Raw genomic sequence first — 18175 nt, forward strand, 5'->3', positions numbered from 1 at the left:
AATAACTTGAGCAAGTTTTATTTTTCATTTTTTAACCATGAAGGACATGAAGCGGCATGAAAGGTTTAAGTCTTCATGTCCTTCATGGTAATTGCCTAAATTAATTTATGCACGATCCTAAGCCCACTCCGCGCTCAAACTCTCCGCCTGCTCCAGCACCAGTTGAATAGCTTCTTCCTGCTTGGTGGGCGGGTATTTGTACTTACGCAATATCCGTTTAACCATCAATCTCAGGCTGGCGCGAACGCTTTCGCGCACCGACCAATCCACGCTGACGCTGTTGCGTAAATTTTCGGCCAGTTCATGGGCAATTTTCTTCAAGGTTTCATCGCCCAGTTCGCGCACGGAATCCTCGTTGTTGGCCAGCGCATCATAGAAGGCCAACTCGTCACTGTTAAGGCCGAGATCGACGCCGCGATTGACAGCCTCCTTGAATTTCTTCGCCATCTGGATCAACTCTTCCATGACCTGTGCGGTTTCGATGGAGCGGTTCTGGTAACGCTTGATCACGTTGGCGAGCAACTCAGAAAACTTGTTTTGCTGGACGACATTGCCGGCGAAGCGGCTTTTAATTTCGCCTTCCAGCAACCGCTCCAGCAATTCCACAGCGAGGTTGCGTTCCGGCAGATTGCGCACCTCGTTCAGGAAGCCTTCGTCCAGAATGCCGATATTCGGTTTATCCAGGCCCACCGCATTGAAAATATCCACGACGTCTTCGGACACTACCGCCGAGCCGATGATCTGGCGGATCGCCAGTTCGCGTTCTTCATCGGTTTTCTTTTTGCCGCTGATGTCCTTCTTGGTCAGCAACACTTTGACCGCCTGGAAGAACGCGACTTGTTCGCGCACGGCCTTGGCTTCATCCAATGTGCAGCACAAAGTAAAGGCTTTGGACATCGCCAGCGCGGTATCGCAAAAGCGCTTCTTGCCGTCGTTAACGCCGAGCAGATGGTTGGCTGTTTTCGCCAGCATGCGGTGACCGCCGGTTAAAAATCCGCTGTAATCGAAACCGTGCAGCATCGCGCGCAACACATCGAGTTTTTCTTCCAGCACCGCATAAGCTTCATGAGCATCGACGGTCGGGCGTCCGCGTCCTTTGCTGGCGGTGTATTCCTTCAAGGCCTGTTCAGGTCATTGGCGATGCCGATGTAATCGACCACCAGGCCGCCTTGTTTGTCGCGGAATACGCGATTGACCCTGGCAATCGCCTGCATCAGGTTATGTCCCTTCATCGGCTTGTCCACGTACATCGTATGCACACACGGCGCATCAAAGCCGGTCAGCCACATATCGCGCACGATCACCAGACGCATCGGGTCTTCGGGATCTTTAAAACGCTTTTCCAGACGCTTTTTGACTTGCTTGGAATAGATATGCGGCCGCAGCAGGGCCTTGTCGCTGGAGGAGCCGGTCATCACCACCTTGATCGCGCCCTTTTCGGGATCTTCATCGTGCCAGTCCGGCCTCAGCTCAATGATCGCGTTGTACAAATGCGCGCAGATGTCGCGGCTCATCGCCACAACCATAGCCTTGCCGGATTGCGCCTTGTTGCGCTCTTCAAAGTGCGCGACCAGATCTGTAGCTACCTGCTGAATGCGGGGTTCCGCACCGACAATGCTTTCCAGCGCGGTCCATCGGCTTTTGAGCTTGGCTTGTTCGTTGTCTTCTTCGTCCTCTGCCAACTCGTCAACTTCGGCATCCAGGTCCGACAATAACTCTTCCTTTAATCCCAGTTTGGCAAGACGCGATTCATAATAAATCTCGACCGTCGCGCCGTCATCCCTCGCCTGCTGCATGTCGTAAATATGGATGTAATCGCCGAATACGGAACGGGTGTCGCGGTCTTCGGAGGATACCGGCGTGCCGGTAAAGGCGACAAACGTCGCATTCGGCAACGCATCGCGCAAATGCTGGGCGTAACCGACCTGATAGCGCTCAAGGTATTGATTGGAGGCTTCTTCGACAGCGTTCAAAGATACACCGGCAGGCAACTTCCTGGTTTTAAGTTTGGCCTCGAAACCGTACTGGGTACGGTGCGCTTCATCGGCAATCACCACGATATTATGGCGGTCAGACAATACGGGAAAACTGTCTTCATCCTCGCCGGGCATGAACTTCTGAATCGTCGCAAACACGATGCCGCCGGAAGGGCGATTAGCCAGCTTGGCCCGCAAATCCTGGCGGGTTTCGCCCTGTACCGGCTGCTCGCGCAATAAATCCTGCGACAGCGAGAACACGCCGAACAACTGCCCGTCCAGATCATTGCGGTCGGTAATCACTACGATGGTCGGATTTTCCATCGCCACTTCGCGCATCACGCGGGCGGCAAAGCAGGTCATCGTGATGCTCTTGCCGGAACCTTGGGTATGCCAGACCACGCCGCCCTTGTGACTGCCGCCGGGGCGGGATGCGGCGACCACCTGCGTGATCGCCGAACGCACCGCATGGAACTGGTGATAACCGGCGATTTTCTTGACCAACGTGCCGTCATCTTCAAACAGCACAAAAAAGCGCAAAAAATCCAGCAGATAAATCGGAGCCAACACGCCGCGCACCAAGGTTTCCAACTCATTGAACTGGCCGAGCGGATCAAGCGCCACGCCGTCAATGGTGCGCCAGGCCATAAACCGCTCCTTGTCGGCGGAAAGCGAACCCATCAGCGCCTCGGTGCCGTCCGAGATTATCAGCACTTCGTTGTACTGGAACACATCGGGGATTTGTTCTTTGTAAGTATCGATCTGATCGTAGGCTTTCCAAATATCGGCAGTCGCGTCGGCAGGGTTCTTAAGCTCCAGCAACACCAACGGCAAGCCGTTGACGAACAGGATAATATCGGGGCGGCGGGTATATTTCGGGCCTTTGATCGAGAACTGATTGACCGCCAGCCATTCGTTGGCAGCGACATCTTCAAAGTCTATCAGTCGCACAAAATCGCCCCGAGTTTCGCCATCCTTTTGATATTGCACCTGCACGCCGTTGACCAGCAAACGGTGAAAGTGGCGATTGGCCGCCAGCAGCACCGGCGTATCCAGATTCAACACCTGCTGCAACGCATCTTCACGGGCGACCGGCGGTACCAGAGGGTTGAGCCGGTTGATCGCCTGCCGTAAACGTTCGACCAACACCACCTGAGTGTAGTTGCCGCGCTCGGGCGCATTGCCGTCCATCGCAATATCCGGGCCGTAGGCTGAGTTGTAGCCGACGTCGGCCAGCCAGCTTAGAGTTTCTTGTTCCAGTTGGTCTTCGGTCATTTGTTCACTTCCATTTCGCCAAATATATTAGATGCTGTTGAGTGTAGAAAATGCGCTTATTTATACGTGCCGGTCTTGATATGCATAGAAAAAGGAATTTTTTATACATCAAAGCACGCAGAAAACTCTTTCCAGTTGGTTTTTGGTCACGTTCGTCACTGTAAAAAGCTTTACATGAGCCCCTTGTCATGTAAAAAATATCGGATATTTTTAACATGACAGCAGGATCATGTTAAAACCATCAACATGATGTCAGCGGGCGGAAAGACTGCTTCCACTTGCACCCTCGGCAATTTAGCGCTTACCCTCGATCATTTCAGCACCTCCCAATGGCCGCCTTTGGCAGGCCCGATGCGTGACAAACGGTTTTCATCTTGCAGCTTTTTGAGATTTCGTTCAACAGAACGCTCGGTTACACCAATCGAAAGCGCTAATTCCGGGATCGTGGACAAAGGATTTTCGCGAAGCAGCGCAAGAATTTTCCCCGACGTTTTCCCCGACGTTTTCAACAGCACTTCTTTCATCGCATCCTGCAACGCTTGCAACATGAATTCGATGAAAGGAGTTGAATCCGCCAGCCTGTCCGCGTCCGCCAAGGCCTGATAATAAGCGTCTTGCCGGGTTCTGATCACCGATTCAACCGGCAAATACGCCAATAGCGGTTGCCACCGGCTCAATATCAGTGTTTGCCATAAACGCCCCATCCGGCCGTTACCATCCGCGAAAGGGTGGATAAACTCAAATTCGTAATGGAACACGCAACTGGCAATCAACGGATGTACAGGTGCCGATGCCAGCCAAGTCAGCAAATCCTCTATCAGCCCGGATACCCGGCCTGCGGGCGGCGCCATATGCACCAAGCTCCGGTCATTGTATATGCCTACGCCGCCGCTGCGAAAACAACCCGCATCATCGACCAGTCCCGCCATCAGCAAGCTATGGGCTGTTAATAAATCAGTTGCGGAATGCGTCTGCCAACGCGGCATCTGTTCATAAGCGGCAAAGGCGTTGCGCACCTCCTGGATTTCACGCGGCAAACCCAAAACCGGTTTGCCGTTCAGTACGGCGGTCACCTGTTCGATGCTCAAGGTGTTATTTTCGATAGCCAGCGAGGCCTGAATGGTGCGGATGCGATTGTTGCGCCGCAACTGCGGCGACAGATCGCCGTCATCTGACACCGCCCAACGGGTTAACAGCTCGACGATGTCTGCGACCCGTTGCAGTATCAGCGGCGTGATGGTGTAGGGCGGCTGATAACTCATGCGCCGGCTTCCTCGGCGAGTGCTTCGGCATCCGGCAGGCGCAGCTGGCCGGAGATCAGGCGGGGGAGCAGGGTGTCGCGTAGGGTGGCTAGGGTTTGGGCTTGTTTAAGGTTGACTGCAAATCTTTGACGCAAAGGAAGTGCAATTTCATCAAATGCAAGCAAGGTTTCTTTAGGTGGAATGATTAGCTTCAAAGCAGCAAGTTTACTTCGATTTAATTCGGTTTGACCGGTCGATCCTTCTCCCAGACGTTCAATCTCAACTTGTCTTCGCATCATCGAAAGACCGAGATAATTCCATGTTAGATTTTCGCTTGCGCGTACAACCGTAACGTGTGAATCCACTATCATCAACTCGTCAGAGGACAGGACTTGAGCAACGCGGCCTAGTGTTCCGACGCCAGTTGAGTTTACCAAAATATCACCGATGGATAGTTCGCGCCCATCAATTTTTCTTTGCACGGGATCGTGCCGACGCGCTTTGCTGAGATCTAGGATAAAGTCGCGGATACACTTTTGATTAACAACCAGAACGCCACCTTCCTCTAAATACTTTGGTGAAATTCCACGGCTCAGATAAACCGTATTATCACCAATATTTCCAGCCCGCCATCCCTTCGGCACCAAGCCCAGTTCCGATTCTTCGAAACTGTCGGGAAAGAGCGCGGCGGTTTCGGCATCCAGGGCCGCTACCGGCATCCTGCCTTCAGTGGCACTCGTACATCCCTGTACAGCGCCTTCCGGCTCGCGGCCTTGCTGTTTGGCGCGCACGGGGTCGAAGTCCACGAACCAGGATTTGAACAGGGCTTGGGCGATGGCTTCGAGGGTGGCGTTGGTTTCGCGTAGGAGTACGATGCGGTCGTCAATTGGTTTTAGGACTGATGCTACTTGTTGCTGAACATCTATATTTGGTATCGTCGCCGTTATTTTTCGCTGATCTCTAAGGCTGACGTAGTCCGCCATATCAGTTTGGCCTTTCAAGTACCCAATTTGATTTAAAAATTCTTGGCTGCTCATCCAGTAGTAAAGATATTCAGGCAATATTTCTTTTTTGTCTAAGGAGCGCCAAAAACATAATTGCGGTGAATAGACAAATCGAGGTGTTTTTAGATCAACCAGCGCAAACCTTCCCACTGTGCCTTTTGATGTAAAAACTACGTCCCCCGGTTTGCTAATTTTATTTCCTACTTTTGCCAAGTCAGCTTCTGGGAAAAAATCAGCATTATTAAATTTGAAGCCATTGTTAATGTTTGCAGCTCTCGCAAAGGGAATGCCTGTATTGGAAAGCTCGCTATTTTTCGCACGATAGCCGTCTCCAATCTCTAAGAGATTTTTTTCAATTAATTGATCGATTCGGTAAGCCGCGTAGGTCGGATTAACGTAATGTAACCCGACATCTTCGTTCGCAGGTGCATCCACAGCCTGTCGGGTTACGCCCGATGGGCTAACCCGACCTACATGGCTAATTTGCGTTTGCTGTTCTTTCTGAATAACTACCTTGTCTTGCTCGATAATCTTTCGGAACGACTCGCTGGTCGTGGCCCAATCCACCACATCCACTTTGTAGGGCAAATCAGATTCGGAGAAATCTTCCGTCAAGGCCCCCAAGACACGGAAATCGAGCGCCTTATCGGAAACGACGCACAAGTCCAGATCGGAATAATCCTTGGCAGTCCACTTGGCGCGAGAACCAAACGCCCACACTGCATACTGCGGAACATGCCGCTGCAAAATTTCCTGAACTATTTGCAAATGGTCGGGGCGTATATCAATCAGCATAGGGGCGGAGTCGCTTCAGCAAATCTTGTGCATCGGGCAGAAAAGTCGGCGTGTGGGCGAAAACCTGTGCTGCAATGACTGAATCGTAAGTATGCGATGTGCGATTGCGGGCGGCAAGATGCCCTAGCCAAGCTTCGGCGTCGGCAATCAACCCGAGTTTTGCTGCTTCCCTAAAGGTGTCTTTTTTGGCGTTTGCTTTCTCAAGGCCAAAGACCTCTTTTAGAACACGCACCAAGATTTGCCTAGAGACATCCATCGCTATTTCAAAGCGCTGGATCACGCCATCCCGGACAGTCAGCAGCTGCGGGTACTGCTCGTATTCAATCAAGCCCTGCTCCAAAGCGGCTACTGCTAATTCCAGGGCTTTAATGCTCAGCTGAGACATATTCGTTACCTCCTACACCCATTGCCAATGTTGATTTTTGTTCAAAACTCATACCCCAAGCCTCACTGCCATTAAGTTAAGGATGGACAGTCCCTTCTCCCTCAGGGAGAAGGGTAGGATGAGGGGATCAAATAAAGTTTTTTGCCTTATTTTTTATTCTCCTCACCCCAACCCTCTCCAGCAGGAGAGGGGGCTTTTTTCTTAACTTAATGGCAGTGACCCCAAGCCTCCCAACTTCAGGCGTATCAGCCGCATAGCTCGGGTTACGACTTATATGCAGAAGGCAGAGCAACGCATGGAGCGGTTGCAGTGCGCAGTGTAACATGAGCTTGGTCAGCAAAATCACGACGTGAAACCAGGGCAATTGGGCAGCAGGCTGCTGCCCAATTAAACCTGCCGGGCAGTGCTCGGCAAAATAGGCCATGTATTTCAGGTTGCGGGTGGAAAAGCCGCGCATGTCGGGGAAAGCCTCTTTTAAATCGTGCGCCAGCCGGTTGATGACCTTGGCGCCCCAGCCTTGCTCGGCTTGGCGGTTCAGGATCTCGCGCCCGATCTGCCCGTACAGGCTCACGAGTTCGGCATTGGCCGCGAGGGTGGCGCGTTGGCGGGCTTGTGCAATCCGGCCCTTTAGCTGCGTCAGCCATCCGGCATAACCGGGCGGCAGACCTAATACCTGAGGCTTAGTCATGGGTCGGCTCCGCGGTTTTTTCCAAGCCGATAAAAACCACATATTCACTCTGATCATCAAGCGCCAAAAATTTTCCTGCCTGTAAGGCGGCAAGATGCTCAGGACTCAGCCGAATCAATTGTTGGCCGTACCGTTTGCCAAAGGGTTGGCAGGTCTGCTCCACATCGCATATTGCATCAACGATGGCGACTACATTTTCTTGCTCAGAACTCATACCCCAGCCCTCCCAACTTCTGCCGGATCAGCGCATCGAGTTCCGCGCCTTTGGCCATTTGCTCGCCCAGCGTTTCGGTCAGTTTTTGCATTTTGTCGGCAAACGCTTCGTCATCGTCTTCAACGGCTTCTGCGCCGACGTAGCGGCCGGGGGTTAGGACGTGGCCGTGTTCGGCGATTTCAGTCAGGGTGACGCTACGGCAGTAGCCGGGGATGTCGGCGTAAGAGACTGCCCCTTTACCCGTGTGCGGTAATACTGTTGACTTAATAGCGGGCGCTCCTTCTCCCTCAGGGAGAAGGTTGGGATGAGGGGATTTAAATAAGTCTTCTTCCTTATTTTGCTTTCCCCTCACCCAACCCTCTCCCTCTGGAGAGGGCTTTAAACCGCTTAAGTCAGCAGCATTGCTTACGAAGGGAGATGAGGAATTACGCCATGCCTCGACAGTTTCGGCGATGCGCTCGATAACGTCATCGGTGAATTCGCATTGCACCCGGCTGATCATGCTGCCGAGTTTGCGGGCGTCGATGAACAGGACTTCGCCTTGGCGGACGCGCTTTTCCTTGACCAGGAACCACAGGCAGGCGGGAATCTGGGTGTTGAAGAACAGCTGACCGGGCAGCGCGATCATCACTTCGACTTTGTCGGCCTCGACCATCGCGCGGCGGATGTCGCCCTCTGAGTTCTGGCTGGACGACATCGAGCCGTTGGCGAGCACGATACCGGCGCGGCCTGTCGGTTTGAGGTGGTAGAGCATGTGTTGCAGCCAGGCGTAGTTGGCGTTGCCTTGCGGCGGGGTGCCGTAAACCCAGCGCGGGTCGCCTTCCAGGCTGCCGTGCCACCAGTCGGAGATGTTGAACGGCGGATTGGCGAGCACGAAATCGGCGCGCAGGTCCGGGTGCTGGTCGCGCACGAAGCTGTCGGCGGGTTCTTTTCCCAGGTTGAAGTCGATGCCGCGTATCGCAAGGTTCATTGCGGCCAGCCGCCAGGTGGTCGGATTGGCTTCCTGGCCGTAAATCGATACATCGCCCAACTTGCCGCCGTGAGCTTCGATGAATTTTTCCGATTGCACAAACATGCCGCCGGAGCCGCAACACGGGTCGTACACCTGACCGTGATGCGGGGCGAGTACGGCGACCAGGGTTTTGACGATTGAGGCGGGCGTGTAGAACTGTCCTCCACGCTTACCTTCGGCGCTGGCGAACTGGCCGAGGAAGTATTCATAAACTTGGCCGAGCAAATCGCGGGCGTTATTTTTAGCCCGGTCTTCGGCATTGCCGGATTCGCCAAAGCCGATTTGCGAAACCAGATCGACCAGTTCGCCGAGTTTGCCGTCGGGCAGCTGCACGCGGGCATAGCGTTTGTCGAGGATGCCTTTGAGTTTGGGGTTTTCGGTTTCAATCAGCGACAGGGCGTCGTCGATGCGTTTGCCGATGTCGGCTTGTTTGGCCCGGGCGCGCAGGGTTTCCCAGCGGGCGGCTTCGGGCACCCAGAATACGTTGACTTCCTTGTAGTAGTCGCGGTCTTCGAGTTCCGCATCGATCAGTTCCTGGTCGGCGTCTTCCAGGTAATAATCGTCCCGGCTGTCGGCAAACTTGCGCATCAGTTCTGCGCGGCGGGTCTGGAAGGTGTCGGAGATGTATTTGACGAAGATCAGGCCGAGTACGATGTGTTTGTATTCGGCGGCGTCCATGTTGGCGCGCAGCTTGTCGGCGGTGGCCCAGAGTGTTTTTTTGATGTCTTCGATCATGTGTTTTTGCTTAACAAATTTGAATGGCGAATCTTATAACAACTCCCTGCCTTATGATCGGCAAAACCGGTTGCGATAAACAATTGTTCCGTGGCCGGTTATGCACCCGTCCCGGTATTTTGGCCGTAGGTTATCCTACCTCGCCTATTTTTTCGAATGTATTTTCTCGTTCATGCGCTACGTCACTGCCTTAAGTTAAATCGTGTGTGGTGAGCACTTCGGCGACAGTCGGGAGAGCCTTGTCGAACCACGACTTTGTCAGATTTAATGAACGCAAAATTCCCCAATATCGTCATTCCGGCAGGGATTGCAGGACCCGTTAGAGCGCGTAGCGAATCCAGGTTCTATGGATGGATTTGTGCTTAGGATCGTGCATAAATTAATTTAGGCAATTACCATGAAGAGCATGAAGGACATGAAGACTTAAACTTTTCATGTCCTTCATGTCCTTCATGGTTAAAAAATGAAAAATAAAACTTGCTCAAGTTATTTCATGCACGTTCCTTACCATCCATGTCACTGGATACCCGCTCCCAGCGGGTAACATGAGCTTGCGTATAATCTGACAAAGTAGAATGAGTGGTGATCAATATTTCCTCTCAACGCTTTAAGCCGACCTTGTTTGGTTTTGCTGTCCAGGCGCCTTAGCTTTGATCCTTGGGTCGGCTTGGTTGCTTTGCGCTTTTGGGGCGTTATTGCCACACTTTGAATTAATGCCTGTAGTACGCTGAACAGGGATTTGCGCGAAACGCCTTTCGACATGGCCTTTAGTCTTGAGTGCATACGAGATCTATGTCTCATCTTGCAGATAAGTTTTTTCCCGGTAATTCCGGCTATGCCAGACAAATCCCAAAGCGGTCGCCAGCATCAATGCGGCGAAAAACCAAAAATAGCTCGCCCCGGCAAGACGGCTGGAACCGTCCGGGTTTTCGATGAAAAAATTCACCGCGCTGGTGAACAGGTTGCCGAGCGCGACCGCCGCCATATACAGCGACATCACCAGTGATTTCATCGATCTTGGCGCTTGCGTATAAGAAAATTCCAGGCAGGTGATCGACACCATCACCTCGGCGGAAGTCAGCAGCAGGTAAGCCAATAACTGCCAGCCGATGCCGGGGTGAAACCCCGCATCGATGCGCATCTGGATAGCGGCGATCAATACAAACGACAACACCGTGATAAACAAACCGATCGCGATTTTGTTCAGATAGCCCAAATGCAAATACCGGCCCAGCGCCGGGTATAAAAACCGGTAAAACAACGGCGTGAGCAGCACGATCAGCAACGGATTGGCGGCTTGAATCTGAGACGGCAATATCTCCACGCCGAAGACAATCCTATCCATCTGCTGCGATTGCAAGACCCAGGACGAGCCGTTTTGGTCGAACAAGGCCCAAAACATTGCAATGAACAAATAAATCCCGCTTAACCGGCCCAGACAGCGCAAGCCTTCTCCGCTCAAGGCCTCGCGCACGAAGCCCATGCCGGCGGCGGGTATGTGTACAAACCGGTGTCGCCCCGACCAAAATACCACCGTCGCCAACAGCATCAACAGGCCCGGCAGCAAAAATGCGACCGATGCGCCGTAGGTTTTAAGCAACCAAGGCACCAGCAGCATGGAGATAAAGGCCCCGAAGTTAAGAGACAAATAAAACCAGCTGAATACCTTGCTTAGCCAATGTTGGTTGCTTGCCCCAAACTGGTCGCCGACATGCGCGGACACGCAGGGTTTAATGCCGCCCGCCCCCAGCGCGATCAACGATTGTCCCACCAACAAGCCTGTTCTGGTATCGTCCAGCGCCAAACAAAAATGACCCAGGCAATAAACCACCGACAACAGGATGATGGTTCGGTACTTGCCCAATAGGCCGTCGGCCAGCAACGCGCCAAAAAACGGCGTGAAATAGGTGATGGAGACGAATAAATGAAAATACGCCTTGGCCTCGCTGTCCGACATAGGCGCAAGGTTGCCCCCGGCATCCATCAGGTATTGGGTCATGAACACGACCAAAATCGCCCGCATGCCGTAATAGCTGAAACGTTCCGCCAGTTCATTGCCGATAATGAAAGGGATGCCTGACGGTATTTCCGTGGACGGAACAGGCGCGGTACGGTAGGGAGTTTTCACAAAATGATGCCTGCTAAATTTTGATTACGCTGATTATGCTGGTTCCCAAGCTCCAGCTTGGGAATTCAGTCCGGGAAGCTCAAGCTTCCTGTATCGCGAAGCTTGAGCTGGGGGACCAGTGTCACTTGTTTCGTGCTTTTCGTGGACAACACAGTTTTTCCGGCATCATCCGTCCGTTTGCCCCTCGGCTTCAAATTCCAGCCGGGTTTGTTCTCGAATCTGCCGGCGGCGCAACTCCCATAATTCGCGCAGCTTGTCGGAGTTCAAATCCCTCTCGTCGGCTTCGGAAATGAAATCGACCTCGCCGTTGCCCTCGGCTTCGGTGCGGGTAAAACTCCATTCCTTGGTGAACTCGGTTTTGATCGCCCCGGCATGCTTGGTCGGCATCGCGCAGATCAGCTGCATGCCGAGGCTGTCGCGGATGAAGCGGATCACGTCGTGGGCGCGGCGCTCGTCCATTTTGGCGAACGACTCGTCGTTGACCAGCAATTTCAGGTTCATGCCTTTGTCGAAATGTTTCAGGCGATTGGTCACCACAGCGGCGCGGACGATGTAGGCCGGGGTTTCCAGCTGTCCGCCGGAACCGGTGCCCCATTCCGACAATGCTACACGGGAGCCGCTGTCGGAATCCTTCCAGATTTCATAGCGGCGGTAATTGCGGTAATCGGCCACCCGCTGCAATTCCTTCAACGCGCGATCCTGGTCGTCCGAAAGCAGGAAGCCGACCAGCCGGTCGCGAATCTTGCACTGTTCGGGACTCAGCTCGTTGGTATCGAACAGGTCGCCGGACTCCTGAGATTCCGACATGTCGTAGGCCGCGCAAAAGAAATCGTAATATTCCTTAAACTCCGGCACCCACACCGACCAATCCAGCTGAAACCTATCGGTGCCGAATTTAAGCCGGTTCAGTTCGGTGTTTAAAATTTTCAGGGTCTTTACGCCATCATCGACGGCGTTGCGGATTCCAAAACAGAACTGTTTGGTGAACACATCCTTGAACGACGACTCGGCGGTACGCAATTTATCCAGGTTTTTGACGAAACCGATCTCCTGCTGTTCCCGCAGTTGTTCTTTAAGCCGCTCGAACAGTTGAATCAACTGCCGGTATTGGCTGGCAAAGTCGGCGTCACGCGCTTCGCTGTCATACTGCAAATGCAGCTGTTCATGATTGCGGGCATGTTGATTGTAGTCGGCGATGTTTTCGTGTATCAGGCCAAAGGCGGCCGTGGCTTCGATCAGTTTTTTGCCGTGTTTGTCCTGCAACTGGCCATTGGATAACGCGGTTGAATCGGCGATTGCATCGACCGCTTGCTGCAACGCGGTCAACGACAGGCTTTCATTGACCGAAGCTATCCATTTCAGCGGTTGCAGGTCGTTGTCGATCTGGTGCTGCCTGTCGGCCAATCCTTGTTCCAGCACGTCCGATTTTCTTTGCTGCTGCTCTTTATCGCCCTGAAATTTGCCCACTTGGCGGTTGGCAAGATTCACCTGTTTTTCCAGGTCGGCGATCAGCTGGTCCAGCGTATTTTTCTCGGCCTCCAGCTGGTCGACTTCGGTCAAATCCAGGCGCGCCAGATCGGCATGCGCAGCCTGGCTGTCGTGAACCGTTTTCTCCAGCTTCGCGACATCGGTAAAATTCGGCGTTTGCAAATCGCGAAGCGAGCCGAGCAAACCGTTCAACTGCATACCCTCGGCTTTTAATGCCTGCAATTCCTGCTCGGCCTTGCCGTGCGCCTCCAGCGCATTTTGCCGCGCCAGACGCTGGGCTTCCTTGCCGAATACCAGCGTGTCGACATCGCCGGTAAACAGGGTCCGCGAACCGGCGGCCTTGCTGTCTTTCATGACACCGCGCTTTGTGTAGCGCAATTGTTCGACATTATCGACCTTGACGACATCCCCGTATTGGGCGACCAGATAGGCATAGGCCAGCGGATGTTCGGTATGCAGCTCGTGGATGACGGCGTCTTTCGGTACGCGCTCCGGCTTGGCGTCGCGCTTGCACAGCGAGCCTTGGATCACCTTGGCGCGCAGTCGGCGTTCCTTGACGAATTCGATGGCTTCCGCTTCCCAGTCCTCATCGACGACAAAGTTGAAGCGCGCACCGGCGATATAGCCTTCGATGGCCGATTGCCAGGACAGGTCCTTGGGTTCGATCAGGTCGCACAGCACCTGGGCGCGGGCGGCGGGCAATTCGCTGCGAAAGGCTTTCAGCGCCAGCGCTATTTCACGGGGATAATCCGCGCCGCCTTCGGCCAGATTGGCCTTGCGCTCGGCCAGCTTCTTTTCCTGCGCCAGGGCTGCTTCAAGGCGGGTTTGCAGTTGCCAGATCTGGCTTTGCACGGCGGCGACAAAACTGTTCTCGGTTCCGGCCAGGGCTTGGTAAAGCCGCTCGAAACCGTCATTCAAGCCTTCCAAGGCCCGCACCGTGACCAACTGGTCATGCGGGTCCTGCTCTGCCAGCAACTGCTGCTCAAGTTGTTTACACGGCGTTTGCCCGACAGCAGCCATTACCTCGGCCAGCAACTCTGCCGCTGCCGACAGCTCGCGTTTCGACGCCGGAAACGCCATGCCGATGATGTTCTGCGCGGCGGCTTGCAAATGCCCGGCTTGTTGCAACGCTTGTTGCAAGTTGCCAATCGCCGCTTTCGCGTCCAGTTGAATCGCATCCAGCCGTTCGGTAATACGCCGTTTCTGGTCGGCCGCCGCAATACCGCTCAAACGCGCGGCCAGCTGAATCTGGCTGTCGACATGGCCTTTCTTGTCGCGGTTTAAAGCGTCTATCCGAACATTGGCTTCCTGGATATTTTTGTCCAGTTCGGCGATTGCCGTCTTGGCTTGCTGTATCTGTATCCGGTCGCCCTGCAACAAGCGCTGCGAATGCGCCAACTGGTACTGGACAGCGGTTTCATATGCCGCATTGGCTTTGGTCAGCGCTTTTTCGATGCTTTCAAGACGGACCACATTGGCCTGCAAGCGGTCGCCTTCGATCCGCAATTGATGCACCTGCCGCATCAGACCGCTGATCTGGGTAATGCGCTGCGGCAGTTGCTGGATGTCGTATTCCAGAATCTGGGTTTTGACCAGATCGTCGACGCTGCCGATCGGTTTATGGGCGATGGACCCGCTCCAGGCTTTGGCGGCCAGTTCCGCTTCCGAAAACGATACGTTACGCTGGCCGCGAAACCGGCCGTACAGCTGGCACAGGTATTCGCGCTTGGCGTCGCGCAGGTTCATCACCTGCGGGTAGCGGGCTTTCAGGTGGTTTTCTATTTTTTCGACCTCGACCACGCACATATTATCGTTGCCGTCGTAATTGACCAGATCGCCCAAGCCGAGCGTCGCGTCGTCGATCAGCAACAAGGCCAACCGCTCCTGCACCGCCTGGCGACGCTCGCCGGAACCGTCGACGCGCACCGCAGCGCCGATCAAAGCGGTAAACGGCTTGCCGTCTTCGCCCTCGTCAGGTTTGAATACTGCCGCGACATAACCGTGCGCGCCGTCGGGGCGGGCGAACAGGTTGTCCTCCGCACCGACAATATACGACCACAAGGTGCGCTTGCTTTTGCTGCCGCGCGAGGTTTGCGTGGTCTCGTCCTGGCCGGGATTATAGCTGTAGATGTTTTGGTGCGCGGCGGTCATCACCGTTTGCAGCGCATCCAGCAGCGTCGATTTGCCGGAACCGGTAGGGCCGGTCAGCAGCGTCATATTGCCCATCTCGTATTCGTCGCTACGCAGCGCGCCCCAGTTGACCAGGATCAGTTTATCCAGTTTCATTGGCTTTGCTCTCCGCTTTCCGGCTCAACGGCTACCTCGACAAAGCCTTCCGCCTCCAGCGCCGCTGCCAGCACGTCCTCGCCGATAATGCCGAGGATGGTCGGGCGTATCGCAATCAGCGCGTCTTCATCGAGCATCGAAAACAGCGCGCCGTATTGGATCAGGCGATGCCGTTTCAAGTCCTTCAGCAGGCGGTCGCGGTCACCGAGGTTATCCGGCAACGGCCTCTTGATCTGGACTTGCAGCGTGGTCGCCAGTTCCTCGAAACGGATCAATACATCGCCGTCGTCGCTCAAGCGGCCGCCGCCTTCGGCCAGGCCTTGCTGATACAAAAACCGCAAAGCCAATGCCGAGGCGACGAAATCGGCGGACAGCCGGGCGCGTAGCGACGGCGTAGGGTCGTTATCGTCCTCGGCCAATCCCGGAATCTGCGCGCCGGGCGCATAGAGCCGGAAAAATTCGTTTTGGAGATCATGGATCAGTCGAAAGCCCGACAGCGCAAAATATTCGGCCAGCAGGTTTTCGATCCGGCAGGCGTCGTCGTAGCAGCGCTGTTCGACGCCGTCTTCGCCGCGGACGATGATGCCCCAGGCGAACAGCCGCGCGGCGATTTCCTGGAAGCGTTGCAGTTTGAGGTTTTCCGGCTCCAGCCGGTCAAGCAGGGTTTGGGTCAGAGTCATGATTGAATTCAATTTGATAGTCGCTGCCTGTGTAATAAGCGTTGTGTAATCGGCTGGGCAATTTTTTGGCGTCCAGCGTTTCGTCGCGGGAGGCGCGCACCGCTTCCACCATCTGCATGGCCTGCAACACGTCGGTTGCGGTCTGCATCGGCAGGCTGGACAGCCGCACCGAGCGCTGCTGCAAGCGCAACTCGCCGCGGATGTAATCGACGACGTCCTGGTTCGACAGCGTAAAGGCTGCCGCCTCGCTACGCTGCATCGCCGCCTGCAAACGCGCATCGCGGGTTACTTTGGGCAGCGCGGTGACGGTCAAGGCCTTGCGGCGTTGCGAGGCGCTACGCAATTTGAACGCCGCGGGGTCCAGCAAGCGGATTTCGCTGACGGTGATGGCGGCACCCAGCCGTTTCAGAAAACCGGTTTGCGCGTCGCCTTCCAGCGTTGCGGCCTGGGCGATGGCCCGGCTGTAAGCCTGCCGGCTTTGCCCGCCTTGCAGCATCAAGGCTTGCTGGACGATGCTCGCGGCGCGGCGCATGTAGATATTCATCGCCTTGATCAGTTCCGGGTGTTTGGCGGTACAGGCGACTTCGACCCGGTCTTCGATGCGATCCAGCAGCCAGTTGAAAATCGCGGTATCGCCCCGCTCCTGATGGGTCCAGGCGGCAATGTCCTGCAACTGGCTTTCGAAAGCGTTGACCTTGTCGCCTTCCAGATTGCGCAAGCGGCTTAAACTGTCGCGTATCGCCTGCCGGTGGCGTTCGACATTGTCGGCAGTCAGCTGTTTTTTAAATTCCTTCTCGAAGCGGTCCAGGAAAGCGACGAACTCGTCCCAGGGCGTATGGGTCGCTTCCGACATCAGACGGCGCACCAGTTCCTGAAAATAATCGACGCCTTCCGACAAGTCGCTGATGATTTTTTCGGCATAATCGTAGGCATCGACCAGATCGTAGGCGTCGATATTCTTGCGCGCCGCTTCCAGCGCGTTACGGCAGCTGCGCACGTTGCGCTGGCGGCTGCGGGAGCGCAGGCGGTCCAGCGACCACAAGGCCTCGGCGAACAGTTTTCCGGCGCGGGTTAGGCGATAGGCTGTCACCAAACCTGCGCGGTCGCCGAAGGTCTCCAGCCAGCCGTCTTTCAGCAGTGCGCGTATCAGCGCGTTGGTCAGTTGCTGGTCGTCGGCGTTATCCAGTCCCGACAGCTCGTCCTCGTCCAGGATGCTGTCGGCCGCAATGTTGTTGATCAAGCCCTGCACGGTCGGGGCCAGTAAATCCTTTAAGGCGTCGCGGGTCAGGTTCTGCGAATAATCGGCGCTGGGCCCGTGCAAGCTCTCATACAGGGAGCGCAGGCAAGCCACCACCAGTTCGCGGCGCTTTCCGTTCAACGGGCGGAAAAAATTCTGACGTTCAGCTTCGAAAAACACCGGATACCCACAAGTTTATTGTTTCAGCGGTTGCAGCAAGAACTCCCCAAAGCTGTTTGGAAAGCGTTAGAAGGATGCGGACATTATATCAAACATACGCGGCAACCGAAGAAAGACGCCGGGGATGTTGTTATATCAGTTGGGTTCCTCAGGGTTCTCTACATGTAATTCCTTCAGTGTTTTCCCGGCTAATTTCGATACATAAAACAAGATTCCCAGCGTAAACAACAATCCGGCAACCAGCAACGGATACGAAACCGTAGCTGGCGCCGAAGCGCCGCTAACCAATCCGGCAATGTGTTTGGTCGTGTAACCGATATAGACCAGGATCAGGTTGTAAATCAATATTCCGCTGGTCGCGGCCAGATAGGGCCAGAATCCGACCGGGGCAACGGCGAAAGCGTAACTGAGCAATGCAAAGGGCAGCGGGGTCAAGCGTAACAGCAGCATCAATTTGAAGGCTTGATTGCCTAGGGCTGCATCCAGCGCTGCCATTTTGGGGTGTTTTGCGATCAAGCCGAGTACTTTTTGCCTGAACAAATAGCGGCCCAACACAAAAATAAGCGCTGCGGCAAGATAGGTGGAAACAATAATGTAAAACTCGCCTGCACCGATTGGAAATAACAGCCCGGCAGCAAAACAAAGCGCATCGGCGGAAACAAAAAAAGGCGTCAGCACCAGGAATAAAACGATAAAACCCAGCGGCGCCCACGGGCCGAGGTTTTGAATCCAATGCTCGATACCCGGAAGGTGCAGTTCCAGCTCGTGCCCGATCAGAATTAAAATTCCCGCAGCCAATGCTAGAGGCAGCAGTTTTTCGGTGAGTTTGCTTGTTTTTGTTTTCATAAGTA

General features: G+C 54.6%; 13 protein-coding genes and 1 pseudogene. All 14 read right to left on the bottom strand.

Annotated elements, in window-relative coordinates:
- Window positions 1-117: 117 nt before the first annotated feature.
- The 14 genes and pseudogenes from V3O24_RS03105 to V3O24_RS03170 all read right to left on the bottom strand — a co-directional run bounded on the left by V3O24_RS03105 (window position 118) and on the right by V3O24_RS03170 (window position 18170).
- Window positions 118-1119, bottom strand: coding sequence for a DUF3387 domain-containing protein (locus V3O24_RS03105; protein WP_331306153.1), 1002 nt, complete (start codon window positions 1117-1119; stop codon window positions 118-120).
- Window positions 1116-3251, bottom strand: a complete 2136-nt coding sequence (locus V3O24_RS03110; RefSeq protein ID WP_331306154.1) for a type I restriction endonuclease subunit R — start codon at window positions 3249-3251, stop codon at window positions 1116-1118. Before V3O24_RS03110 ends, V3O24_RS03105 begins: the two co-directional genes overlap by 4 nt.
- A 311-nt stretch (window positions 3252-3562) precedes the next feature.
- Window positions 3563-4513 (bottom strand): Fic family protein, encoded by a 951-nt coding sequence (locus tag V3O24_RS03115; RefSeq protein ID WP_331306155.1) that lies wholly within the window; start codon window positions 4511-4513, stop codon window positions 3563-3565.
- Entirely contained in the window at window positions 4510-6291 is a 1782-nt protein-coding gene (locus V3O24_RS03120; RefSeq protein WP_331306156.1) for a restriction endonuclease subunit S, read from the bottom strand. Before V3O24_RS03120 ends, V3O24_RS03115 begins: the two co-directional genes overlap by 4 nt.
- Window positions 6281-6676 (bottom strand): HI0074 family nucleotidyltransferase substrate-binding subunit, encoded by a 396-nt coding sequence (locus V3O24_RS03125; RefSeq protein ID WP_331306157.1) that lies wholly within the window; start codon window positions 6674-6676, stop codon window positions 6281-6283. Before V3O24_RS03125 ends, V3O24_RS03120 begins: the two co-directional genes overlap by 11 nt.
- 127 nt (window positions 6677-6803) lie before the next feature.
- Window positions 6804-7364, bottom strand: a complete 561-nt coding sequence (locus V3O24_RS03130; protein ID WP_331306158.1) for a DUF1016 N-terminal domain-containing protein — start codon at window positions 7362-7364, stop codon at window positions 6804-6806.
- Window positions 7357-7578, bottom strand: coding sequence for a hypothetical protein (locus V3O24_RS03135; RefSeq protein ID WP_331306159.1), 222 nt, complete (start codon window positions 7576-7578; stop codon window positions 7357-7359). The genes V3O24_RS03130 and V3O24_RS03135 overlap by 8 nt, the downstream gene beginning before the upstream one ends.
- Window positions 7568-9325 (bottom strand): class I SAM-dependent DNA methyltransferase, encoded by a 1758-nt coding sequence (locus V3O24_RS03140; protein WP_331306160.1) that lies wholly within the window; start codon window positions 9323-9325, stop codon window positions 7568-7570. Before V3O24_RS03140 ends, V3O24_RS03135 begins: the two co-directional genes overlap by 11 nt.
- 585 nt (window positions 9326-9910) lie before the next feature.
- A pseudogene (locus V3O24_RS03145) lies at window positions 9911-10012 on the bottom strand (aminoacyl-tRNA hydrolase); the annotation flags it as partial.
- Between the two features lie 103 nt (window positions 10013-10115).
- Window positions 10116-11453, bottom strand: a complete 1338-nt coding sequence (locus tag V3O24_RS03150) for a POT family MFS transporter (protein WP_331306161.1) — start codon at window positions 11451-11453, stop codon at window positions 10116-10118.
- Window positions 11454-11618: 165 nt separating this feature from the next.
- Window positions 11619-15227, bottom strand: a complete 3609-nt coding sequence (locus tag V3O24_RS03155; RefSeq protein WP_331306162.1) for an ATP-binding protein — start codon at window positions 15225-15227, stop codon at window positions 11619-11621.
- The gene (locus V3O24_RS03160; RefSeq protein ID WP_331306164.1) at window positions 15224-15907 is read right to left on the bottom strand and encodes a DUF4194 domain-containing protein; all 684 of its coding nucleotides are present in this window, start codon (window positions 15905-15907) and stop codon (window positions 15224-15226) included. Before V3O24_RS03160 ends, V3O24_RS03155 begins: the two co-directional genes overlap by 4 nt.
- Window positions 15882-17324 (bottom strand): Wadjet anti-phage system protein JetA family protein, encoded by a 1443-nt coding sequence (locus V3O24_RS03165; RefSeq protein WP_331306165.1) that lies wholly within the window; start codon window positions 17322-17324, stop codon window positions 15882-15884. The genes V3O24_RS03160 and V3O24_RS03165 overlap by 26 nt, the downstream gene beginning before the upstream one ends.
- A 135-nt stretch (window positions 17325-17459) precedes the next feature.
- The gene (locus tag V3O24_RS03170; protein ID WP_104424064.1) at window positions 17460-18170 is read right to left on the bottom strand and encodes a VTT domain-containing protein; all 711 of its coding nucleotides are present in this window, start codon (window positions 18168-18170) and stop codon (window positions 17460-17462) included.
- Window positions 18171-18175 lie beyond the last annotated feature (5 nt).

The organism is Methylobacter sp. Wu8 (genome assembly GCF_036440755.1).
Lineage (GTDB): Bacteria > Pseudomonadota > Gammaproteobacteria > Methylococcales > Methylomonadaceae > Methylobacter_A > Methylobacter_A tundripaludum_A.